The sequence below is a fragment of the Methylobacter marinus A45 genome (assembly GCF_000383855.1).
In the GTDB taxonomy this organism is placed as follows: Bacteria; Pseudomonadota; Gammaproteobacteria; order Methylococcales; family Methylomonadaceae; genus Methylobacter; species Methylobacter marinus.
The window spans coordinates 2,764,306-2,787,008 of sequence record NZ_KB912877.1 but is presented as its reverse complement, the minus strand read 5'-3'; the positions used below and the strand labels follow the sequence as shown (position 1 = coordinate 2,787,008).

The 22,703-nt window shown below is 55.8% G+C and carries 16 protein-coding genes and 1 tRNA gene; 9 read left to right on the top strand and 8 right to left on the bottom strand.

Annotation, left to right across the window (positions count from 1 at the left end):
* Positions 1-129: 129 nt before the first annotated feature.
* The 3 genes from METMA_RS0113085 to METMA_RS0113075 form a co-directional block, all read right to left on the bottom strand.
* A complete protein-coding gene (locus METMA_RS0113085) occupies positions 130-2,505 on the bottom strand; it encodes a TonB-dependent receptor (RefSeq protein ID WP_020159548.1) in 2,376 nt (791 codons plus the stop codon).
* A 463-nt stretch (positions 2,506-2,968) separates the two neighbouring features.
* On the bottom strand, positions 2,969-3,853 hold the full coding sequence (locus METMA_RS0113080) for an SEL1-like repeat protein (RefSeq protein ID WP_020159547.1): 885 nt from the start codon (positions 3,851-3,853) through the stop codon (positions 2,969-2,971).
* 377 nt (positions 3,854-4,230) lie between these two features.
* Positions 4,231-4,317, bottom strand: a tRNA-Leu gene (locus METMA_RS0113075).
* Positions 4,318-4,542: 225 nt separating this feature from the next.
* Between METMA_RS0113075 and METMA_RS0113070 the strand changes: the two genes are divergently transcribed.
* From METMA_RS0113070 to ftsH, 4 genes are all read left to right on the top strand, one after another.
* The gene (locus METMA_RS0113070; protein ID WP_020159546.1) at positions 4,543-5,217 is read left to right on the top strand and encodes a DUF3047 domain-containing protein; all 675 of its coding nucleotides are present in this window, start codon (positions 4,543-4,545) and stop codon (positions 5,215-5,217) included.
* Between the two features lie 7 nt (positions 5,218-5,224).
* A complete protein-coding gene (arsS, locus tag METMA_RS0113065) occupies positions 5,225-6,199 on the top strand; it encodes an arsenosugar biosynthesis radical SAM (seleno)protein ArsS (protein WP_020159545.1) in 975 nt (324 codons plus the stop codon).
* A 347-nt stretch (positions 6,200-6,546) separates the two neighbouring features.
* Positions 6,547-7,251 carry a hypothetical protein gene (locus METMA_RS0113055; protein WP_020159543.1) on the top strand — a complete coding sequence of 235 codons (705 nt, stop codon included), beginning with the start codon at positions 6,547-6,549 and terminating at the stop codon, positions 7,249-7,251.
* Positions 7,252-7,373: 122 nt separating this feature from the next.
* Positions 7,374-9,272: an ATP-dependent zinc metalloprotease FtsH gene (gene ftsH, locus METMA_RS0113050; protein WP_020159542.1), complete on the top strand. Its 1,899-nt coding sequence runs from the start codon at positions 7,374-7,376 to the stop codon at positions 9,270-9,272.
* 66 nt (positions 9,273-9,338) lie between these two features.
* On the opposite strand, the gene METMA_RS0113045 is transcribed toward ftsH, so the two are convergent.
* The 5 genes from METMA_RS0113045 to METMA_RS0113025 all read right to left on the bottom strand — a co-directional run bounded on the left by METMA_RS0113045 (position 9,339) and on the right by METMA_RS0113025 (position 14,546).
* Entirely contained in the window at positions 9,339-10,763 is a 1,425-nt protein-coding gene (locus METMA_RS0113045) for a sodium/proline symporter (RefSeq protein WP_020159541.1), read from the bottom strand.
* A gap of 31 nt (positions 10,764-10,794) precedes the next feature.
* Positions 10,795-11,202 (bottom strand): ectoine synthase, encoded by a 408-nt coding sequence (locus METMA_RS0113040; RefSeq protein WP_020159540.1) that lies wholly within the window; start codon positions 11,200-11,202, stop codon positions 10,795-10,797.
* Positions 11,199-12,476 carry a diaminobutyrate--2-oxoglutarate transaminase gene (gene ectB, locus METMA_RS0113035; protein WP_020159539.1) on the bottom strand — a complete coding sequence of 426 codons (1,278 nt, stop codon included), beginning with the start codon at positions 12,474-12,476 and terminating at the stop codon, positions 11,199-11,201. The genes METMA_RS0113040 and ectB overlap by 4 nt, the downstream gene beginning before the upstream one ends.
* Positions 12,473-13,003, bottom strand: coding sequence for a diaminobutyrate acetyltransferase (gene ectA, locus METMA_RS0113030; protein WP_036253516.1), 531 nt, complete (start codon positions 13,001-13,003; stop codon positions 12,473-12,475). Before ectA ends, ectB begins: the two co-directional genes overlap by 4 nt.
* A gap of 610 nt (positions 13,004-13,613) precedes the next feature.
* Positions 13,614-14,546 (bottom strand): serine hydrolase, encoded by a 933-nt coding sequence (locus METMA_RS0113025; RefSeq protein ID WP_152565150.1) that lies wholly within the window; start codon positions 14,544-14,546, stop codon positions 13,614-13,616.
* Between the two features lie 474 nt (positions 14,547-15,020).
* Between METMA_RS0113025 and METMA_RS0113015 the strand changes: the two genes are divergently transcribed.
* The 5 genes from METMA_RS0113015 to METMA_RS0112995 all read left to right on the top strand — a co-directional run bounded on the left by METMA_RS0113015 (position 15,021) and on the right by METMA_RS0112995 (position 22,635).
* The gene (locus METMA_RS0113015) at positions 15,021-18,272 is read left to right on the top strand and encodes a DEAD/DEAH box helicase (RefSeq protein ID WP_020159535.1); all 3,252 of its coding nucleotides are present in this window, start codon (positions 15,021-15,023) and stop codon (positions 18,270-18,272) included.
* 303 nt (positions 18,273-18,575) lie between these two features.
* On the top strand, positions 18,576-20,567 hold the full coding sequence (locus METMA_RS0113010; protein ID WP_198014508.1) for a GumC family protein: 1,992 nt from the start codon (positions 18,576-18,578) through the stop codon (positions 20,565-20,567).
* Positions 20,533-21,222: a TIGR04283 family arsenosugar biosynthesis glycosyltransferase gene (locus tag METMA_RS0113005; protein ID WP_020159533.1), complete on the top strand. Its 690-nt coding sequence runs from the start codon at positions 20,533-20,535 to the stop codon at positions 21,220-21,222. The genes METMA_RS0113010 and METMA_RS0113005 overlap by 35 nt, the downstream gene beginning before the upstream one ends.
* The gene (locus tag METMA_RS0113000; protein ID WP_020159532.1) at positions 21,210-22,001 is read left to right on the top strand and encodes a sterol desaturase family protein; all 792 of its coding nucleotides are present in this window, start codon (positions 21,210-21,212) and stop codon (positions 21,999-22,001) included. The genes METMA_RS0113005 and METMA_RS0113000 overlap by 13 nt, the downstream gene beginning before the upstream one ends.
* 4 nt (positions 22,002-22,005) lie before the next feature.
* Entirely contained in the window at positions 22,006-22,635 is a 630-nt protein-coding gene (locus METMA_RS0112995; RefSeq protein ID WP_020159531.1) for a TIGR04282 family arsenosugar biosynthesis glycosyltransferase, read from the top strand.
* Positions 22,636-22,703 lie beyond the last annotated feature (68 nt).

The following is a 22,703-nucleotide window of genomic DNA, read 5'->3' as shown; positions in this document are numbered from 1 at the left end:
CTGACTCTATTAGTAGGAAATTAACGCTAGCGCTAGAGGTTAGAAGTTCGCCAAAATAGGTTATTTGCCACAATCAGCGCGTTAAATAACATAGTTTAATTAATACAATTTTCCTCGACACCTGCATCCCTAGTAAGTGTATTTCAGCTCGGCAAAGTAAGTGCGCTGGGGAAAGGGATGGAATATCCAGTAATTGTCGTTGTTGACATTATCGATCCCCGCCGCAATGCTGACCTGCTTGGTCAACTCATAGCGTGCCCGCAAATCGACGACGAAGAAATCGGTCAAGCCAAAATATGTGGCGTGATTGACGTCGCTGTTATCCAGCTGGCCGTATTGCACGCTGCTGTAGCGCCCGCTTACCGACGTGCTCAGTTTCTCAATCGGATGATAGGTTATGGTGCCGGTCGCCCGCCATTCCGGGACTCTGGGCTGACGTTTATCGATGGTCGCGGGATTGGCGTCATTTTCGGTGATCCTGGAATCGGCCCAGGTCGCGCTGCCGGAAATATCCAGCCCCGTTATGCCGACATTTTGCATTTCTCCCGCCAACTCGATGCCGAACGTATTGATTTCATCGACGTTCTGCACGGTGTTAATGGCAGTGCCGTTAATGTTTCTGTAAAGGGTGCTCGGCTGACTGAAAATGGCGTCGCGGACCCGCTCATGGAACAGGCTAAGCCGCAGTCGGCCTTCATCCATAAAGTAGGTCGCCGCAAGTTCCGATGACAAGGCCTCTTCCGGTTTCAGACCGGCGTTGGCATTGATGACGGACTCGGTAAGCCCGGTCTGGATATTGACCGCTGCGGGCGTTATTTGATACAGCTCCGTTACCGTCGGAAAGCGGTAGGCCTGGCCGATGGCTGCCGTGGCCTGCCAGCGATCGTTCGGCTGCCACCTCAATGCGGCCTTGGGCGAAAACAGCAGATCGCTGCGGTTGTCCTGCTGAATGGTCACCAGGTTGCCGCCACTGACGGTTGCATTCAAGCCATCATAGGCATTCCAATTTTCAAGTCTGCCGCCCAGGGTCATGCGCCATTCTGGATTAAAATCCCAGACATCCTGCAGCCAGACGGCATTGGTTTCGGTTTTGCCTTCCGAGTTGCCGCGCAAGCTGCCGTTGGCGCCGCTTTTCCACTCGCTGGTGTTATACACGGGGTTGTACAGCTCATAAAGATCATGATGATAGCCCAAGCTCACTTCATGCGCGCCCCAAGCGGTATCAGGCCGCCAGATGCCCCTGGCATCCACGGTGTGCCAGCCGGTATCGGTCAATTGGGTTTTTTGCCCCGCACCGTCGGGCGGCGCCGTGGCTACGCCTGAGACTACGTTTTGCGCGGTAAGCGGCGAACGCTGGGTATCCTTGCCATACGTCACCAGACTGGCGTTCAGATCCCAATCGAACAGGCCGCCGGTGTCGGACCTGATCGACATGCCATGCGACCAGTGCATTTGATCAACAAGATTGTTGGCCAGTGATGCCGCACCGATATTGTATCGCTGCCCATCTATGTTGACACTGCCACTGTAGATCGGATTGCCGGCGGAATCGCGCAAAAAAGTATTGGCCCTGCCGTTGGCATCGTTTTGCCATAGGCCCAGGGTATAAGAGGCGCGTATGTCCGGGGTAAAGTCGTAAGCCAGTTTCCATTTGAAGGTATCCTGAACCGTGTGGTTGATATTGGTTTCGCCCAATACCACGCGCGGATTGTTTCTGACATCCCTGTTGGGAACAGCGCCTGTTATCACCGGCAGGCCGGCTACACTGCCCGTGGTTCTGGTAGCCGTGGCATAGGCAATCGGTTGGCTGTGGCTGTCCAGGTGGCTGACGTCAAAACGCCAGGAGAAATTACCCATCCTATCGCCCAGACTGGCATTGTACTGCTGCGAATCGTAGGTATCTTCATGCCCGTATTGGCTGTAATCCTGCCAGGACGAGTTGATGCTGCCGCTGGCCTCGAATTTATCCGGCATGCGGGTGGTAATATCGATGACGCCGCCCATGGAATTGCCTGAATAGGCGGCCGAGAATGGCCCGTACATCACATCGATACGATCGATTTCCGTTGGCGACACCATGTTCCAGCGCGGCGATCCGGTATTGGAGTTGTTATTGCCCAGCAAGGACGACAGCAGGATGCCGTCGGCATAGATCAGCGTGCGGGCGCTGGCCGAAGTGCCTGAAGTACGCGAACCGACCGGTGCGTTGGTGTCGCCGACATAACGCTTGCGCACTAAAATGCTGGGCAGATATTTGATGGCGTCTTCGGTATTGACGAGATTGTGGGTTTCGGTTAATTGTTCCTTGGTAACACTTTCCGTCGTGGCCGGTATATTTTCTTTTTCCGCTTTGGACAATGATTTTGGTGGCGTGACGGTCACTTCCATGACCGGAAACTCTGCCGTGCTGTTTTCATTTTTGTTAATCGTTGCGCTTGGTTCTTCGGCATTTGCCGCTACGCTTATACAAATGAGTGGCCATGACAGCCAGCTATTTTTATACATAATTGCCCCTTATTTTTATTATTTTTGTAAAACTGTAATTTCGAAGTTATCAGCATGAATGATGCCAGGATGAAAAATTATCGATAATTAAAGTGATTATTAATAAGATTAGCCTTGGTTATAGAGGCAAGCGGATTAAAAAATGTGAAATGACACAGTCAAATTGCGTTAAATAACATAGTTTAATTATTGCAGCGAGACAGATCCCATATAAAAAAAGTGGGATTTAATAACGTGGATAACCGCCCAGACCATGAGCAAGAAGAACAAAAGGCTTTTCGGCGGACGTTAACCCGAAAGCGATTCTGGCATGGCAATCTTCTGCCCGGCCTGAGTGCTTAGGATTTGGTCGTCAATAATGTACCTGTTTAAACGTAGGATGCGCCGACGCCAGGAGCGCCTGCTTGTGGTCGGCGCATCCTATGCAAGATACTAATTTCAGGAAGTCATTTTAGCCCGGTTCTTAATAATATTCCCGCATCCACTCCGCCGCCAGCCTCTGGGCTTCGGTTATTTGCGCCGGGGTCATTTTTTCGGCCACGATATCCCGGTTTTGCTGCGCCGGCTCATCGCCGTTCGCGCCGGCGATATTAAAAAACATGTGGGCCTTCAGATAATCCTGCGGCACGCCTTCTCCGTTGTAATACATATTGCCCAGATTGAACTGGGCATCAACATGCCCTTGCTCGGCCGCTTTCAGATACCATTTGATGGCCAGGGCGTAATTTCGCGGCGTGCCTTGTCCGTTGGCATACATAGTCCCCAAATTGAACTGGGCGCCGCTATTGCCTTGCTCGGCCGCCTTCAGATACCACTCGATGGCCAGAGAGTAATTTTGCGGCGTGCCCTGCCCGTTGGCATACATGTTGCCCAAATTGAACTGCGCGCCGGCATTGCCCTGCTCAGCCGACTTGACATACCAGTTATAGGCCTGCGCGTAATCTTGCGGCGCACCCTGGCCATTGGCATACAGCGTGCCCAGATTCAACTGCGCCTCCGGGAGATTTTGCTCGGCGGCTTTGGTGTACCATTTGAATGCCTGAGCGTAATCCTGATCCGTTCCGTCACCTTCGGCATAAAGCAAAGCTAAATTGAACTGTGCGCTGACATTATTTTGTTGCGCGGCCTTGGTATACCATTTGATCGCCTGGGTGAAATCCTGCTCTACGCCCTGCCCATTGTCGTACATGATGCCGATGTTAAACTGCGCATCGCTGTTTCCTCGCTCCGCTTCTTTTCTGCAGGCAGCAAAATTTGCCTGATCATCCTTGTTTTCGTCAAAGCATTCGCCCCAGGCCTGGAGGGAGAATAGCGCCAAAAACCAGACAAGCAATGTTTTCTTCATCATTTAAACATCACCGTGAATCTAAAAAGCATCAGTGGATTCCTACCTGTTGGAAAAGCCATTAATCGATAGTTGTTAAAGTGATGCCGCGCCTTTATAAACAAGCACGTCATGAAACCTCGTCATGGTTTATATCTGACTATTCATCATCCGTTTCAGGTAAAGAACAGGGTCGGCAAGCACTGTCTAACATTTTTGTTCAGCGCATTCTCAGGTCATAACGTAGTTTTGGGGGATATATTCAACCTGAAACCAAACAATATAATTAACAGTCATTAACTTGAACCAAAAAAGGTATTGATTCATCCAAAATCAACCGCAAATAATCCCAGGCATAAAAAAAGAGCTGTACAGAAGTCTGCAAGCCCTTGATCTGATTATGGTGCCTCGGGCCGGAGTCGAACCGGCACGGTGTTACCACCGAGGGATTTTAAGTCCCTTGCGTCTACCAATTTCGCCACCGAGGCATCGATAACGTTTGTGAAGCGCGTATTATATAGCAACAAAAAAAATAAACTAGCTCTGCATTGATTTTTTTTATAAAAAGTTCAATGTTTTTTTTAAAAATCATGTTGCCGATCCATTGTTGCAATGGTGCGCTGTGGCGGCAGCTATCAATTATTCGCCGAGCGTGCGTAAGCTTTTTTGTTCTGTAGCGACTTAAGTCATTAATATCCAATATCAGGCTAATAATGAATCTATTACCACGCAATATCCACAGACTTTCAATCGCCGGCGTCATGGCCCTGCTTTTCTCATCCATGGCGGCCGCGGAAAATAATCACAAGCTCATGATCGGCCATTTTTCCGCCGGATCGCTGGCGCAATGGCAAAGCAAGGATTTTGAAGGTCAGACTGAATACCGGCTGATCGATCTTGATGCCACAACAGTATTACAAGCCGTCAGCAACGGCAGCGCCTCTGGACTGTACAAGCCGCAGCGCATCGATTTGCACAAAACCCCCTTCATGAACTGGCGCTGGCGCATCGAGAACCGGCTCGGCCCTGTCGACGAGCAGGAAAAATCCGGCGACGATTACGCCGCGCGCGTGTATGTCGTGGTCAGCGGCGGCCTGGCTTTCTGGCGCACCCGGGCCATCAATTATGTCTGGGCAAGCACCTCGTCTAAAGGTAAAATCTGGCCCAATGCCTTTGCCGGCGACCATGCCATCATGATTGCGCTTAGATCCTCCGATGATCCAACCGGCATTTGGCAGACAGAAAAACGCAACATCCTTGCCGACCTGAAACAACAGTTCGGCGAAGACATCCAATATATTGACGCCGTTGCCCTCATGACCGATACCGACAACGCCCATGGCCAAGCAACAGCCTATTATGGCGATATATACTTCAGCACAGAGTAAACACACGATGCATGACACCTTACCGTACCTGGAACCCACCGATTTTCCCGCTATTACCCGAAACACGCTGGAAATATTGCAGGTTAACCTGGGCTATTTGTGCAACCTGAGTTGCACGCACTGCCATGTCAACGCCGGACCCAGCCGCACCGAGCTAATGGATAAGGCCACGATAGACCAGGTTCTGGACTTTATCGAAAAACACGGCATTCATACACTCGATTTAACCGGCGGCGCGCCGGAGATGAATCCGCATTTCAAATACCTGGTCAAGCGGGCGCGGGCCATGAACGTCACGGTAATCGACCGTTGCAACCTGGTTATCCTCCAGGAACTGGGGTTCGAGGATATGGCCCTGTTTCTTGCCGACAACCAGGTCGTCATCACCGCCTCGCTGCCCTGTTATCTCGAAAACAATGTCGACAAACAACGCGGCAAGGGCACTTTCATGGCCAGCCTGGCGGCGCTGAAAAAACTGAACCGTTTCGGCTACGGCAAGCCGGATACCGGTCTTCAACTCAACCTGGTGTTCAATCCACAAGGCACCCGCCTGCCGCCCGAACAACAGCCCTTGGAACAAGCCTATAAAAAACACCTGAGCGAAAACTACGACATCGTCTTTAACAAGCTGCTTGCCCTGACCAACATTCCCATTCAGCGTTTCGGCAGCACTTTGATCAGCAAAGGCCTGTTCAAGGATTATCTGCAGCTGTTAAAAGACAACTACCGGCCCGAAAATCTCGACCAGGTCATGTGCCGCAATACCTTGAGCATAGACTGGCAGGGCATGGTCTATGACTGCGACTTCAACCAGATGCTGCAACTGCCCTTAGGCGCAAGCCCCGCCGGCAAAACCCGCCTGAGCGATTTAACCCGGCTCGCATTAACCGGCTCGCCCATTTCCGTGCGCCAGCATTGCTACGGTTGCACCGCCGGGCAAGGCAGCAGCTGCGGTGGTGCCTTGGGCCAAGCGGCTCAATAAATCCACCTGTCGGGCGAGATTGCGGCACCCGTGGGAGCGATGCCTTTATGCCCTTTAGGGTACACATCACGACTTGCGGCAGTCTTTAATCGCGATGAAGGCATCGCTCCCACAGAGGATCATAAAAAACGGGATGTTATTTTTAGCCGAATCCTTACCTTCATCAAGCCCGGGCCGCAATGGCTCGGCAGCCTTGCTTGATTCTCTGTCAGGCATCAGTACCTGTCCCGCAGAACTAACTGCGTAACGTCAGTTTCTTATCGTTTTTTATTGTCTAATCTGGCATTAAAAAACAAGTCGACTTTGCTGACGGTGCAAAGCCCCCATTACCCCTTTAAGGAGGCCACATGAGCGACCACGAAGCGGAATTCAAGCAGATAATCCGGACAATTATCTATGATGACAGTACTGTCGCCACCCTGCCGTGCCCCGATCAATATGTCGGCACGGCGGTTTATCAAGGCTCGGAACAAGGGTTTAAATACGAAGGACAGCCCGGTGCCGGCCTTTTCACGCAAAGACTGGACTTACCCGAACATCTGAACCAATCGTCCGGCCCACGGCTGATCATTATTCTGGAAAGCCCGCATAAGGATGAATTCAACAAGCTGACCAAAGCCCCGATTGGACCCGCCAACGGCAAAACCGGCGAAAATATCCACTCTTTCCTAGCCTATGCGACCAAGGGCCTGGACGTTCGACACATTCCCGACCGACAGCCATTCGACCTGATCCTGATGAATGCCGTCCAGCATCAATGCTCGCTGGGCAAGTCGCCGCAAAAATACCGCACCGAAGTCTTTATGAAATGCTGGGACAATCCACTCATCGGCAAACGTTATTTCGTCAAACGGCTTCGCGATTACACGAAAGATTGCAAAGCCGTCGTGATCAATAGCTGCACCGCGTCGATCAGAGACCCGGTCGATGAAGCCATATCCGACACGATAAAAGACTCGAACTATTTCCGCCTGTGCCATCCTTCCAGTCCCTGGTGGGCCAGCGGCAAAACCTGGGCGCCGAAAAAACGCAAAAAGGCATCGGAACCTTGATGAGACGGTAATCTTTACGCAAAAATCAAGGTCCGGAATTAAATGCGCCGGAGCGCGTCCAAAAACGTAATATCGAATGAAAGGCACGCCAGCTCACGCGCAATCATAACGGATCTGACACTATGGTTAATAAACAGCCTGCCAACAAGATCTCTCGGCCACAGCCCCCTCAGCAGCCACAACTTCCCTGGTGGCGCTATGTCCTGTGGCTCCTGATCGTGCTGGCGTTTTCGTGGCACTGGTATAACCTCGGCCAAAGCCAACAACCGCAAACGCTCTCTTATACCGCGTTTAAAGACAAAGTCCGCGCCAATGAGGTCGAGCAAGTCACGTTGCAGGGCGATCAGGTTTCCGGCAACTTGCGGCAAGACAGGGCCGAAGCCGAGCCAGATGGCCGGCAGGCGCCGAACCGCTTCGTGACCACGCTGCCGCCGGTGGACGATCCCGAGCTCATTGCCCTGCTTGAACAGCACGATGTGGAAGTGATTGCCGAATCGGAGCAGACCGACTGGCTGGCCCGCGTCCTGATCGGCTTTCTTCCCTGGCTGTTGATCATCGGCCTGTTCTGGTACTCCAGCCGAAAAATGCAGGAACGCATGACCGGGGCGGAGGGCGGCGTTTTCAGCTTCGGCAAGTCCAAGGCCAAGCGCTTTCAGCAAGGGGAGTCCATGGTCACGTTTGACAATGTCGCCGGCCTGGAAAACGCCAAGCGCGACTTGCGGGAAATCACCAGCTACCTTAAGAACCCCGGGCACTACCGGAAACTGGGCGCCAATATCCCCAGAGGCATCCTGCTCATGGGCCCGCCGGGCACAGGCAAAACTCTGTTGGCCAAGGCCGTGGCCGGCGAGGCCGAAGCGACCTTCTTCAGCATCAGCGGTTCCGAGTTTATCGAAATGTTTGTCGGCGTCGGCGCCTCGCGCGTGCGCGATATGTTCGAAAGCGCGAAAAAGGAAGCGCCTTCCATCATTTTTATCGACGAGATCGACTCGGTCGGCCGGGCGCGCGGCACCGGGCTCGGCGGCGGCCATGACGAGCGGGAGCAGACCCTGAACCAGATACTGGGGGAAATGGATGGCTTCGAACCTCATCAAACGGTGGTCGTGCTGGCGGCCACCAACCGGCCCGACGTGCTCGATCCCGCCCTGCTGCGGCCGGGCCGCTTCGACCGCAAGATCACCCTGGACCTGCCCGATAAAAAGGCCCGCATCCAGATTATGGAAATCCATACCAAAGCGGTTCCATTGGCAAAAGACGTTGACCTGGAACGGCTGGCGGCGCTGACGGCCGGCTTCTCCGGCGCCGATCTCGAAAACCTGGTGAACGAGGCGGCCTTGATGGCCGGACGCGAGAACAAGGAGCAGGTCGACATGGCGTCGCTGCTTAATGCCCGGGACAAGATCGTGCTCGGCGGCAAGCGCGAAATGGTCATCGGCGAGGAAGAAAAAAAGCTGATCGCCTATCACGAGGCCGGGCACGCGGTCATAGCCAGCCTGCTGCCCAATGCCGACCCCCTGGACAAGGTGACCATCATTCCGCGCGGGCATGCGCTGGGGGCGACCGAACAGATCCCCGAAGAAGAGCGGCACAACCTGCCGGAAAGCTACCTGCGCGACCGCATCGGCGTGATGCTGGGCGGCCGGATTTCCGAAAAGCTGGTGTTCGGCGAATTCAGTTCCGGCGCCGAGGAAGATCTCAAACAGGCCACTCGGCTGGCCCGGCACATGGTGACCCATTGGGGCATGAGCGCCAAGCTCGGCCCGGTCGCCTTCCGCCGGGGCGAGGAACACATCTTCCTGGGCCGGGAAATGACCCAGCAGCGCGATTTCAGCGAGCATACCGCGCAGATCATCGACGATGAGATCCGCATGCTGGTTCACGGCATTGAAGATCAGGTCACGGAACTGCTAAAGACACACCGTCCGAAACTGGAAGCCCTGGCCGCAACACTGCTGGAGAAAGAAACCCTGGAAGCGCCCGAGATTCAGGCCATTATCGAAGCGAAAATCCAGGCGGCCTGATGAAGCCATCGGTGAGAGGTAGTTGCGGGAAGCGTATTCTCTTGCCTCAGCGACTCACCGGCTTGGTCACAGGATTCCGGCCCGCTCCCCGCCCGTGTTTTCGAGCGTCCAGCCCATGGTTTTGCCGATGGCATACATCGCCATGCCCGACAGCATGGCGGGCATGATGCTATTGGCCAGCTGCGACAGGCCGAAATGACGCCAGAGCAGGAATACGGCGACGCCGACCAGCAGCATCGATATCGCCAGTTTCTCGTCGGGCTTGCCATCAAACGCATACACCAGCAATAAAGGCGCGAACGCCGATGCGAGCAGCCCCCAGGCGATCAGTACCAGACTCAGCACGCTGCGGCTGTCCGACAACGCGAAGCCCAGGGCGACCGCCACGACTGAAAGCGTCACCAGTTTGGTGATGAAAATCCCGGGAGTCCGTGCGCCGTGGAAATCGCGGGTAAACGCGGCGGTACAGGCAATGATCAGCGAGTCGACGGTGGACATGGTCGCGGCAAACAGCCCGGCCAGAAAAAGTCCGATCAGCACCGGCGGCAGCATCTCCATGGCCAGCGTGGGCAGCGCCAGTTCCGCATCGAACGCGGCCGATTCGGGCAACAGCAGGCGCGCCAGCATGCCCGCGGCGATGGTCAGCGAGTAGAACATGACAAACCAGCTGTAATAATACAGCCGCATGCGCCCAATCGATTGCGGGTGGTCGAGGCTAACGAAACGGATGACGATATGCGGCTGCCCCGCCACGCCAAAGCCGGCAAATACCCAGCCGAGCACGAACAGTACCGGCCCCCAGCCATCCGTTTCCGGAAACCAGTTCATGTAAGTCGGCGATACTTGCAGCAGCGCCGGATAAACGCCGCCGAAACCGTCCAGTTGCTGCAGGCCGGTAAACACCATCACCAGCATGGCGGCGAGCATGACAAAGGATTGCGCCGCATCGGTCCAGATGGAGGCGCGAATGCCGCCCGCGAAACAGTAAAGGATCACCATGACGGCGCCGATCAGGGCTCCCGTCGAGGCGTCCCAACCGAACAACACGTGCAGCGCCTTACTGCCCGCCTTGAGTTGGGCGGCGGAATAAGCGCCCAGGAACAGGATAGTCAACGCGCCGGCAAGGCGTTGCAGCCAGCGGAAATCCGTGTCGTGCCAGCGCGCCAGCAAAGCGCCGAAGGAATGAATGCCGGGGCTTGCGCTGACCTCGCGCAAGCGGCGCATGATGCTGAGCGAGGCCGCCAGATCGCCGGCAATCCAGCCCAGCATGAGCCAGATCGACGACAACCCGGTGGAATAGGTCAGCCCGATCATGCCGATGAACATGAAGCCGCTGTTATTGGTGGCCACGGCGGACAGCCCGGCCAGCCAGGCCGGCACGCTCTTGCCGGCCGTCAGGTAATCCTCGGCGCTGCCCTCGCTCTTTAACGCCGAGAGCATGCCTATCGCGACGAAGATCAGTAAAAAGAAAATAAAGCTGGCAATGACCATGGCAGTCCCTCCTGCTAGCCGCGGCCGGACGTTATTGTCCGGCCGCTATCTCTGCCCCCGGACGATAGGCACCGTCCTGATCATGGACTTCGCTGCCGGTAATCGGCGGCGTGAAGACGCAAACCATGCGCATCGTGCTATGCGCCCGAAGCAGGTGGCGTTCGTTGCCGTTGAGGGCATAGACCGTGCCCGCCTTGATCGGGTAGATCTTGCCGTTCTCGGTGGTTTCGACCTCGCCCTCGCCTTCGATGCAGTACACGGCTTCGAGGTGATGCTTGTACCATATCAGCGTTTCGGTGCCGGCATGGATAATGGTGTCGTGCAGGGAAAAGCCCAGCGCATCGTTGTTGAGCAGCAGACGACGGCTTTCCCAGTTGCCGTTTTCAGCTTTTACATCGCGCTCGGTGCCGATGATGTCTTGCAGTGAACGTACGATCATGACAGGCTCCCGGCACGCAACGACTTGCGTTTTTCCAGCACGGCCTCGATCGACTTCTCGATGATAGCCAATCCCTCTGTGATGATCGCTTCGTCCATGGTCAGCGCCGGCAGGAACTTCAGCACCTGGCCGTTGGCCCCGGCCGTTTCGATCACCAGTCCTTGCTTGAATGCTTCTTCGGACACGGCGCCGGCGAAACCCGGATCGGCGAATTCGATGCCCCAGACCATGCCGACGCCGCGCAGTTCGCCGTTGATGGCCGGATGTTTGTCGACAATGGCCTGCAGACTTTCCCTGAAGATCTCGCCCTTGTGCCTGACGCCTTCGGCGAAATCCGGGGTATCCCAGTATTCCAGAGCCTTGGTTGCGGCGACGAAGGCGAGATTATTGCCGCGGAACGTACCGGTATGCTCGCCCGGTTTCCATTGATCCAGTTCCGGGCGCATCAGCAACAGCGACAATGGCAGGCCCGCGCCGATGGATTTGGACACAGTCACCATGTCCGGCGTGATGCCGGCGCGTTCGAAACTGAAGAAAGTACCGGTGCGGCCGTTGCCCATCTGGATGTCGTCCAGGACCAGCAGAATGTCGAATTCGCGGCACAGCGACTCGAGTTCGCGCAGCCATGCGTCGCTGGCGACGTGTATGCCGCCCTCGCCCTGCACGGTTTCGACGATAATGGCCGCCGGCAGATCGATACCGCTGCTCTGGTCAATAAGGAAGCGGCGCAGGTAATCGATGGTATTGACATCCTGGCCGAAGTAGCCGTCGTACGGCACGAAGGCGCTGTTATGGCGCACGCCGTAGGATTCGTCGCGGTAAAATGAATTGCCGGTGATCGCCAGCGAGCCCATGGACAGGCCGTGATAGGCATTGGTGAAAGCGATCACGTTGGAGCGCTGCTTGACCATGCGCGCCAGCTTGAGCGCGGTCTCGACCGCATTGGTTCCGGTCGGACCGGTAAACTGCACTTTGTATTCCAGGTTGCGCGGCGCGAAAATGGTATCGGCCAGCTTCTGCAGGAAAACCTTTTTGGCCACGGTCGCCTTGTCCAGGCCGTGGACGATGCCGTCATTCTGCAGATATTCGATGAGCGCCTGACTGATAGCCGGATTGTTATGGCCATAATTGAGCGTGCCTGCCCCAGCGAAAAAATCGATGTAGCGGTTGCCGCGCTCATCAAACATCTCCGATCCCCTGGCCGTGTCGAACACGGCCGGGAATGAGCGGATATAGCCGCGCACTTCGGATTCCATTTCTTCAAAAATTCTCATGATTGCTCCTGTATTGCTGTGTGAATCTGGAACGGTCCTACCCTGAGCAGGTTTTCCTGCTCATGGCCGCTGGGGAATAATGTCTTGGGGAAAATGCAGGCCTCGCTCATCGTTGTCTCGCAAGCTTTGGCTAACGAGGCAAACAACGCGCGGGACGCATCATTCGACGGATTGACCGTGGCTTCGACAAATCGGATATGTTCGAGACCGGGCCGTCTCAGCACATGATCGATCAATTGGCGGGCCACGCCCTGTCCGCGCAACGAAGACGCCACGGCAACTTGCCAGACGGCCAGCGTATCCGGCTTGCCGGGGGGGACATAGGCGGTGACGAAGGCGAGGATTTCGCCGTCGGCTTCAACGACCGCGCAGGTATCCGCGAAGTACTCGCACAGGAGCAGGTAACAGTATCTGGAGTTGTTATCCAGGGGCGGGCTCGCTTCCACCAGAGCTTGCATGGAAGGACCGTCAGTCATGACGGGAGGACGAAAAACGAGGTTATTAATTTGAGAGGATTGCCGCTTCAAGGCTTTCGAATAAGGGATAGTCGTTCACCATTTCTGAATAATTCATTCTTTTTCATGCTAACACATCAATCAGCGTCAAACAAACCGCCCCCATTCATGATCATAGCCATTCAAGCCCTCTTTGCCGCCAACAGACCGGAAAAATAAAAATACCTGAAAACGTTGGTATTTTACCAAAAAATGATTAAAAAAGACTCGACTATGCTTAAAACGTGCTAAAAACAAATTGTCCCGACATGCTGGTTTTGACTGGATTTGGTCAATCAATCTACGGCATAAATCACCTGCCCATAGCCGTTAGAATAAGGGCAAAAGTTAACGTTTTGCCCTTGATTTAATCTGATTTTAAAAATAACGTTTTTATGATTTTCTGTGGGTGCCGTTTAAAGCAAGGCAGCGCATCCGGCGGAATAGCGAAGCGTATTCCGCCGGATGTTAATTTCCTACGGCACAATACGGCTTTGTCTATTGCGCCTTATCGCGTTAAGGATTCGGCTAAAAATAACATCCCGTTTTTATGATTCTCTGTGGGCGCCGACGACATCCCTGACAACTTGTTCACTGTCTGTATATCGCGGGTGTCGCGGTGCAACATCAGTTCGTATTTGCTTCAAATCAAAGGATAGCGCTGTTTCATATCGGCATAAACCAGGCGCGATACTGCGCGTATGACGTTGCTGCGGCTTTTTGCCCACTGGCCGTAGTTTTTGGCCCGATGTTGTTTTTCTATGATGCCGATAAACGTGTAGGGATAGGTATTGCCGTCCCTGCCTACCGCTTCCATGATCCCCATGTCGCCGCATAAACGCGCGGTCGTGCCGGTTTTATCGTAAACCCGGGTGGCTGACGGCACGATATCCACCCCCACGGAAATACGGTTTGACCGATGCATGCTCATCAGCCTTTTAAGCTCCTGGGAATAAGGCAGTTCATTGTGCCATAAAGCATAAAGAAAACGGCTGTAGTCTCTGGCCGAGGCTTTATTGCGATAGGTTCTGCCGTTATAGGGAATATACTCCCTGATCCGGGTTTGCTGAAAAATCCCCGGCGCATGACGCTTGAGGATTTTTTCGACTTCCATGGGGCGCTGATTCTTGGATTTGTTACTCAACAGGCGAATAAAAAAATTGGTGGCCTGATTATCGCTGTAGCGAATCATGGCTTCCATTTTCTGCCGCACGTTGCGAGGATAGTGATAATGCTTACTGTCGTATTTGCATTTATAGAAATAAGCCAATGCAATAAAGGGCTTGATCATGCTCGCGCTTTGATAAGCGCTGTCTTCATTAATGGAAACCAGTTTTTCCCTTTTGCTGAAATCGTAGACGGACCAGGCGGTTTTTTCGTCGGCCTTAATGATGCCGCGCCGGCGCAGGCTGCCGATGTAACTGTTAACCCTTTGTTGAAGATCGTCATGCCGTGACGCGGCCAAAACCCTATCGGGCTTGAGCGTGCCGACAGCCAGGAGCGGCAATGAAGCCAGCAGCATCATGCATCGACGGCGGCCAAGGTTGATATCAGGTGCTGTCTTGTTTTTCATCATTACTATTGTTATCGCGCAATCAAAGATTAATTAAAGTCGTCCGTACCTATCGGCTTTTTCGGCTAATAATTGCTGACTCATTAAATCAATTGTCGCATCAAATGTAAAACAAATGGCCGAGGTTGTGCCCAAACACAGTGACGCGGACCTTGCCTCCAGGCACGGGAGGAATTGCCGCCAACCGGCGGGCCGCGTTGCCGCGAGCGCGATTGCCTGAGACCACAAATCAAGGCTCGCCGGCGCGCGAACCAATCCGCACGGCGGCGCATCAGGCGACGCGACCGCCCTCCTCCTTTCTTGTCGCTCATCCGGCAAGGCAACCTGAAAACCGTGTCCCCATGAACCGTGAAACCGTGAAAATACGATGCGTTTTCCAACACCGCGATTGATTAGGGCTTGCACAACACCCTTCGCCTTCCCTATAGTTCTCACCTTTTTCAGTCTTTTTTCCCGCTCTTCCATTCGCGACTGTTCATGACTAAATCCAAACAACTGCCCCTTGCCGTTATTCGCCGTGCCTGTAGCCTGAGTTCTTATGAACGGGGACGCAGCTATTATGCAAAAGGCCAGGTCGTCAAACTGACCATCAGTAGCGAAGGAGCGCTTTTCGTGCAGATCAATTCATCGGTCAAAGGCAGCGTCAAAACGCCGTACAACCAGAATATCCGCATCGTCTGGCGTCCTGACTACAATAACGCGACCATTGAAGGCGACTGCTCCTGCCCGGTCGGTTATAACTGCAAGCACGTGGCCGCCGTCTGCCTGAAGTATCATGACTCGCTTCAATCGCCGATATCCCCGGCCTCGGGCTCCAGCTGCCTGGACTGGCTGGCCAGCCTTGACCAGCCGGCTCAGCCACACAAGCCCCGTCAGGAATTTATCGCCTATGTCCTTAAGCCCGGCAAGCATGCCCATCAAGTCGCCGTTGAATTTCATGTCACCAAAGAAAAAAAGTCCGGCGACTTGAGCAAAGGCCGAAAAACCACGTTGAATAATTTACGCTACAGCTACGCCTACACGTCTTATATTCAGCCCGAGGATGAGGAAATCGCCTCATTGCTGTCCGCGTTTGGCCAGGGCTATGGCGGCGAACCAACGATCAAGGGCGCCGCGGGCGCGGTCGCTTTATCGAAACTGGTGCAGACGGGCCGGCTGTACTGGCGGGACTTTGAGCGGACGCCGCCCCTGAAAGCGGCCGATGCCCGTGACTTAAGCCTGAGCTGGCGGCAGCAGCAGGACAACGGCGCCTACGAACTGAATGTTGCCGTCGATCCTGAAGCCTTGCTGTTACTGGCTGATCCGCCCGCCTATCTGGACACGCAACAGGGCGTTATCGGCACGGTCAACATGCACAACCTGAGCACCGAGCAGTTGCGAAAAATGCTGTCGGCCCCGCTGATTCCGGCCGAGCAGGTGGAGGCGTTCAGTGAGCGCCTGATCATTGAACACCCCAACTTGCCCCTGCCGGCGCCGAAAAAGATCGAACTGACCGAAGCGCATGATCTTGAGCCTGTGCCGCGCCTGCTGCTGCTGGGTCATCCCGCGGACGACCTGCATTATCTTCATTTCATGGTGCTCGGCTTCCTGTACGGCGACTGGACGTTGTCGGCATTGAATCAGGAACCCTGCAGCGTGGTGAAAACAGCCCAGGGATTTTTGCGCATCAAACGCGATGCGGAAACCGAAAGCCTGGCCCTGAATCGCCTGGCCGAACTGGGCTTCAGTTCCACTGAAATGGCCGACCAGCGAGAACGGGTGTTCTTCAGTCCCGGCACAAACTCCCCGCTGGACAATGCCGCGCATTGGGGCGACTTCCTGCTGAACACGGTGCCAATGCTCGAACAGGAAGGCTGGATCATCGAGACCGACGAAAGCTTCCGGCTTAATTTCCAGGCCGCCCAGGATTGGGATGTCGAAATCAGCGAAAGTCCTTACGACTGGTTTGAAATGCGCTTCAATGTCGACATAGACGGCCAGCCGCTGCCTTTGCTGCCGTTGATCATGCCGGTGCTGGAGCATTACGACCTGGAAAACCTGCCCGACCGGCTCAACATTCCCGTCGGCGATCACCGTTACCTGACCCTGCCATCCGAAAAGATCAGGCCGTTCCTGGCCACCCTGATGGAACTGTTCAACAGCAGCACGCTGGCCGATGACGGCACGCTCAAGCTGTCGCGCTTCAATGCCGCCAGCCTGGCCGACCTGGAAATGCACAACTACGGCCTGTTCCGGCTAACCGGCGGCGAAGCGCTGCGCGAACTGGGCCGGAAGCTGAAAAACTTTACCGGCATCGAGCAGGCCGCCGCGCCCGCCAACCTGAAAGCGGAATTGCGCAATTACCAGCGGCACGGGCTCAACTGGCTGCAATTTCTGCGCGAATACCGGTTTGCCGGCATTCTGGCCGACGACATGGGACTCGGCAAAACCGTGCAGACCCTCGCTCACCTGCTGCTGGAAAAACAAAGCGGCCGCATGACCGCGCCCTGCCTGATCATCGCGCCGACCAGCCTGATGAGCAACTGGCGGCGCGAGGCCGAACGCTTCACGCCCGACCTGAAAGTGCTGACCCTGCAGGGCGCCGAGCGCAAGCAATATTTCGACGAAATCAGCAGCCACGACCTGGTCCTCACCACCTATCCGCTGCTGCCCCGGGACGAGCATGCACTGCTCGAACAGGACTATTACTATCTGATTCTGGATGAGGCCCAGGTCATCAAAAATCCCCAGGCCAAGGCCGCCAGAATCGTCCGCCGTATCAAGGCCGACTACCGCCTGTGCCTGACCGGCACGCCGATGGAAAACCATCTGGGCGAACTCTGGGCGCAATTCGACTTCCTGATGCCGGGCTTCCTGGGTGACAACGCCGCCTTCAAAAGACTGTACCGCACGCCGATCGAAATCCATGGCGACAGCCGGCAGCGCGCGCGGTTGACGCAGCGCATCGCGCCGTTCATGCTGCGCCGCACCAAGCAGGATGTCGCGACCGAACTGCCGCCCAAGACCGAAATCATCCGTTCCGTGCCGCTGGGTGAAAAACAGGCGGCGCTGTACGAAAGCATCCGTCTGACCATGGAGAAAAAAGTCCGCGACGCGATCGCCCAGAAAGGTCTGTCGCGCAGCCACATCACCATCCTCGACGCCCTGCTGAAACTGCGCCAGACCTGCTGCGACCCGCGCACGCTGCCGCTGGAAAGCGCTCAAAAAGTCAAGCAGTCGGCCAAGCTCGAGCTGCTGATGGAGATCCTGCCGGAACTGCTCGAAGAAGGCCGGCGCATACTGGTATTCTCGCAATTCACGCGCATGATTGCCCTGATTGAAGATGAACTAAAAGCGCTGGACATTGCCTACAGCAAATTGACCGGCCAGACGCGCAAGCGCGAGGAAGCCATCGAGAAGTTTAAAAGCGGCGCCGTGGACGTGTTCCTGATCAGCCTGAAAGCCGGCGGCGTCGGCCTGAACCTGACCGAGGCCGACAGCGTGATCATTTACGATCCGTGGTGGAATCCGGCCGCCGAAACCCAGGCCGCCGACCGCGCCTACCGGATCGGCCAGGATAAGCCCGTGTTCGTCTACAAACTGATCACGGAAAATACGGTCGAAGAGAAAATACTCGCCATGCAGGAAAAAAAGCGCCAACTGGCCGAGGGCATCTACAAAGGCGGCGCCAGGGAAGAATCGCCGCAGCTGACCGCCGAAGACCTGACGGCCTTGTTTGAGCCTTTATAAGCAATAGTAGGGTATGAGACTGTGAAAGTATTCAATTTAAAAGATTTAACCACGAAGGACACGAAGCACACGAAGTTTTAAGTTATTGATTAATTTTATTTTTTCTTCGTGTCCTTCGTGATCTTCGTGGTGAATAAGGCTTTTTATGACGCTTTTCACTAATTCTTTCACAGTCTGGTATGCATTGCATACCGTTTTCAAAATTTGCCGTGGCATCACAACTCTGGCACGGTACTTTCACAGCCGCGTACCCTACGCCTTGTTTGAACCTTTAATCAGAGGTTGAAACCGATGAAAAACGACATGCCTGAAATTGAAGTTTTTCCCAACCGGGCCGCCGACTGGCCGCCCGCCGATGCCGGGCCCTGGTTTCGATCGCACCGGCTGCTCATTTTCGCCGGCACCTGCCTGCTCAGCGCCACCCTCGGCCTGATCTACAACTACAGTCGCCCGCCCATCTATCAGAGCAAGGCCACGCTGCTGACCTCGGCCATGACCGCCATCGACAAGACCAGTGCCGCGGCCGATATCCAGCATGTCGCCATACAACGGCAAATCCTGCTGGGCCAGGAACTGCTGGAAAAGACCCTGGAGCGGCTGAAGGCCTCCGACCAACTCGACCCGCAGCTGCAATTGACCGTGGAAGATATCCGGCAAGCGCTGCGCGTCGATCCGGTAGCCGAAACCAACCTGGTGGAAATGGTTGCCGAAGGCACGCATGCCTATACCCTGCCGATGCTGGTCAATACCTGGATCGATGTCTACACGGCGGCCCGCGCCGAAGAAGTGGAAAACACCATCGGCGCCACGCGCCGGATCGTCGAGACCGAGCTTCAGGGACTCAGGGACAGAATCGATGTCGCGCGCCTTAAACTGGACGAATTCCGGCGCAACCACGACATCACCTCGACCGGCCGCGAGGAAAACGAGGCGGCGGCGCGCCTGAATGGCCTGAACAGGTCCCTGAATCAGGCCAGCGAGGACGAAGTCAAGGCCAAAGCCCGGCTCGACGCGGTCAGAAAGGCGATCGAGCGCGGACAGACCGTGGTGCCGCAAGAGAGCCAGAACAGCCTGCGGCATCTTGAGCAACGCGCCCAGCAACTGCGCGAACGCTTGGCCGAGCTGGACAAACGCTTCACGCGCGATTATCTGGCGCTGCAGCCGACACTGAAAGCCATCCCCGGACAGCTGGCCAAACTCGAAGCCGAAATCCAGAGCAAACGCAACTACGGCCGGGATATCGTGCTGGACGATGCCGAACAGAATTATGAAGCGGCCAGACAGACCGCCAAGGAAATACGCAGGCAACTGGACGACCATAAAAAGCAGGCCGCCGAATTCACCTCGCGCTTCGCCGAACACACCGCCTTGAAGACCGACCTGGAAGGGCTGGAAAAACTCTACCGCGAAACCCAGGAACGCCTGGTCCAGATCGAAACCAGCCACAAGGAGAAATACCCGCAAGTGCATGTGATCGAACGCGCCCAACTGTCGCTGATACCGATCAGTCCGCACTACACGCGCGATGCCTTTATCGCCGTTATCGGCTCGGTCCTGTTCGGAATTTTTTCGGTCTGGCTGTTCGAATACCTGACCCGCAAGCAACAACAGCAGCAACAGGCCGGCATCACGCTGTCCGGCATCCACATGTACGGCAATCTCAATCCAGACCGGCTGGATATGCCGCATTATCCGGCCACGCCCATAGAGCAACAGGAAACGCCCCAGGCCCTGGAAAGCCCGGAGTTGCGCGAACTGTCCGACCGCGACCTGCGGGATTTGCTGAATGCCGCCAATCTCAAAGGCAAGCAGCTGATCGCGCTGCTGCTCAGCGGCCTGACGCTTGACGAGGCGGCCAGCCTTACCCCCGGGCGGATCGATTTGAGCCGGCAAGTCATCGAGCTCGACGCCGGCAGGACCCTGCCGGTCAACCCCTACCTGATGTCGTTATTCAAGCAGTCGGGCCACTATCCGGCCTGGCTGGCCGATCAGGCCGCAACGCCTGAAGACCTGGCCGCCATTCTCCACTATACTGTCATCGATGCCGGCTTATCGAATCCTAAGGAAATCGACGGAGACGCAATCCGGCACACCTATATCGTCTATCTGGTCCGCCAGGGCCTGCGCCTGTCCGAACTGGAACAGGTCGTCGGCAGGCTGGCGCCGACCGTGATTTCGAGTTACGGTGCCTACTCGCCGCCCCGGCCCGGCCACGGCATTGATAAAATTGAACGACTGCATCCGGTATTAGCGATTGACCATGAAGTTTTCCATCATCATCCCGACGCTGAATGAAGCACAAAACATCCAAGACTGCCTGGAGGCCCTTCAACCTTTACGAAACACCTGCGAAATCATCGTCGTCGACGGCGGCAGCGCCGACGGCACCCAGGCTATCGCCGAACTACTGGCCGACCGGGTCATCAGCGCGCCCAAGGGCCGCGCCCGGCAGATGAACGCCGGCGCGCAACAGGCGACGGGCGAGGTACTGCTGTTCCTGCATGCCGACACCGCCCTGCCGGACAATGCCATGGCGCTGCTCCGGCAACGGATCAACCGGCCGGCGCCGTGGGGGCGCTTCGACATCCGCTTGAGCGGCGATCATTTCATGCTGGCGATCATCGCCCGGATGATGAACTGGCGCTCCCGGCTGACCGGCATCGCCACCGGCGACCAGGTGATCTTTGTCACGCGCGAGGCGTTCACGGCGGCCGGCGGCTATCCCGACATCAGCCTGATGGAGGATATCGCCCTCAGCAAAACGCTGAACCGCATCAGCCCACCGCTGTGCCTGCCGGCCAAAGTGACCAGCTCGGGCCGGCGGTGGCTGCAGTCCGGCCTGTACAAGACCATACTGCTCATGTGGAGCCTGCGTTTACGTTATTTTTTTGGCGCGGACCCGCAAACACTGGCCCGGCTTTATAGCAAAGGACACTTATGGAAGCTCTGATTCGTCTGTCGGCAGCGCTCGGCATTTTTTTAACCATGATCGGCTGGGAAGGTTTAAGCCCCCGAAGGAAGCTGCATCTCAGCCGCCGGCAACGCTGGCCCATCAATCTGGGACTGGCCGCGTTCAACATGCTGATCATGCGGGTCACGCTGGGCGGCATTGCCTATCTGAGCGCCGTCCACGCCGCCGACAACGGCTGGGGGCTGCTGAACCTGTGGCACGCGCCGACCTGGCTGTCGATCATCATCACACTGCTGGCCCTCGATTTCGCCCTGTACTGCCAGCACATTATTACCCATAAATGGCCGCTGCTCTGGCGCCTGCACCAGATCCACCATACCGATCTGGAGTTCGACGCAACCACGGCCGTGCGCTTCCATCCGCTGGAAATCATGCTGTCGATGTTTTACAAGGTGGCCTGGATCTATATGATCGGCGCTCATCCCATGAGCGTGATCGCCTTCGAGATTATCCTGAACGGCGCGGCCACCTTCAATCACAGCAACGTCAACATCCCGCCGGCCATCGACAAAAAGCTGCGCTGGCTGCTCATTACCCCCGACATGCATCGCGTGCACCATTCCACAATTCCGACCGAAACGGACAGCAACTACGGCTTTTCGATTTCATGGTGGGACAGGCTTTGCAAAACCTACACGCCCGACCCCAAATACGGCCACACGAATATGCCGATCGGCCTGAACGCCTACCGCAGCCAGAAGGACCTGAGCTTCACGCGCCTGCTGCTGTTGCCGTTTAAACCATTGAAACGCGGCTGATTGCATGACCTACCAGTATCCTGACACGGTATTAATGATCTTCTGCAAGGCGCCGGTTCCGGGCCAGGTGAAAACGCGGTTATCGCCGCCATTGACCGCCGCGCAGGCGGCCGGGATTCATATTGAACTCAGCGAAACAACGCTGAAACGGGCGACGCAAGGCCGGTTATGCCCGGTGCAACTATGGTGCGCGCCATCGATCGATGACGATTTTTTCAGCGCCTCGGCGGCGGCCTATGGTCTGGCACTGAGGCAGCAACAGGGCAGCGATCTGGGCGAGCGCATGCACCGGGCCTTCGAATCGGCGCTGGCGACCTATTCGCACGCCTTGCTCATGGGCTGCGACTGTCCGTCCTTGACCGGACCCGATCTGGAGCAAGCCGTAACGGCATTGCGCCAGGATCATGACCTGGTCCTGGCGCCTGCCGAAGACGGCGGTTATGTCATGATCGGCCTGAACCGGCCCTGCCCCGAACTATTTACCGATATGCTCTGGGGCACATCACAGGTATTGGAACAAACCCGGACCCGCATCAAACAATTGCATTTTCGCCATCATGAACTGGAAGAGCAATGGGATGTCGATACGGTGGAGGATCTGGCTCGTTACCGCGCCTCGCTCATATCAATTTAAAGCCCGTAGAGTATAAGGGTGTAAAAGTATGAGCGTGTGAAAGTATTCGATATTAAGGATTCAGGATT

Coding starts and splice junctions, on each gene's coding strand:
- METMA_RS0113070 (WP_020159546.1), top strand. CDS start 4,543: ATGAATCTATTACCACGCAATATCCACAGACTTTCAATCGCCGGCGTC.
- arsS (WP_020159545.1), top strand. CDS start 5,225: ATGCATGACACCTTACCGTACCTGGAACCCACCGATTTTCCCGCTATT.
- METMA_RS0112995 (WP_020159531.1), top strand. CDS start 22,006: ATGACCTACCAGTATCCTGACACGGTATTAATGATCTTCTGCAAGGCG.
- METMA_RS0113025 (WP_152565150.1), bottom strand. CDS start 14,546: ATGATGAAAAACAAGACAGCACCTGATATCAACCTTGGCCGCCGTCGA.
- METMA_RS0113055 (WP_020159543.1), top strand. CDS start 6,547: ATGAGCGACCACGAAGCGGAATTCAAGCAGATAATCCGGACAATTATC.
- ftsH (WP_020159542.1), top strand. CDS start 7,374: ATGGTTAATAAACAGCCTGCCAACAAGATCTCTCGGCCACAGCCCCCT.
- METMA_RS0113015 (WP_020159535.1), top strand. CDS start 15,021: ATGACTAAATCCAAACAACTGCCCCTTGCCGTTATTCGCCGTGCCTGT.
- METMA_RS0113000 (WP_020159532.1), top strand. CDS start 21,210: ATGGAAGCTCTGATTCGTCTGTCGGCAGCGCTCGGCATTTTTTTAACC.
- METMA_RS0113045 (WP_020159541.1), bottom strand. CDS start 10,763: ATGGTCATTGCCAGCTTTATTTTCTTTTTACTGATCTTCGTCGCGATA.
- ectB (WP_020159539.1), bottom strand. CDS start 12,476: ATGAGAATTTTTGAAGAAATGGAATCCGAAGTGCGCGGCTATATCCGC.
- METMA_RS0113085 (WP_020159548.1), bottom strand. CDS start 2,505: ATGTATAAAAATAGCTGGCTGTCATGGCCACTCATTTGTATAAGCGTA.
- METMA_RS0113010 (WP_198014508.1), top strand. CDS start 18,576: ATGCCTGAAATTGAAGTTTTTCCCAACCGGGCCGCCGACTGGCCGCCC.
- METMA_RS0113005 (WP_020159533.1), top strand. CDS start 20,533: ATGAAGTTTTCCATCATCATCCCGACGCTGAATGAAGCACAAAACATC.
- METMA_RS0113040 (WP_020159540.1), bottom strand. CDS start 11,202: ATGATCGTACGTTCACTGCAAGACATCATCGGCACCGAGCGCGATGTA.
- METMA_RS0113080 (WP_020159547.1), bottom strand. CDS start 3,853: ATGATGAAGAAAACATTGCTTGTCTGGTTTTTGGCGCTATTCTCCCTC.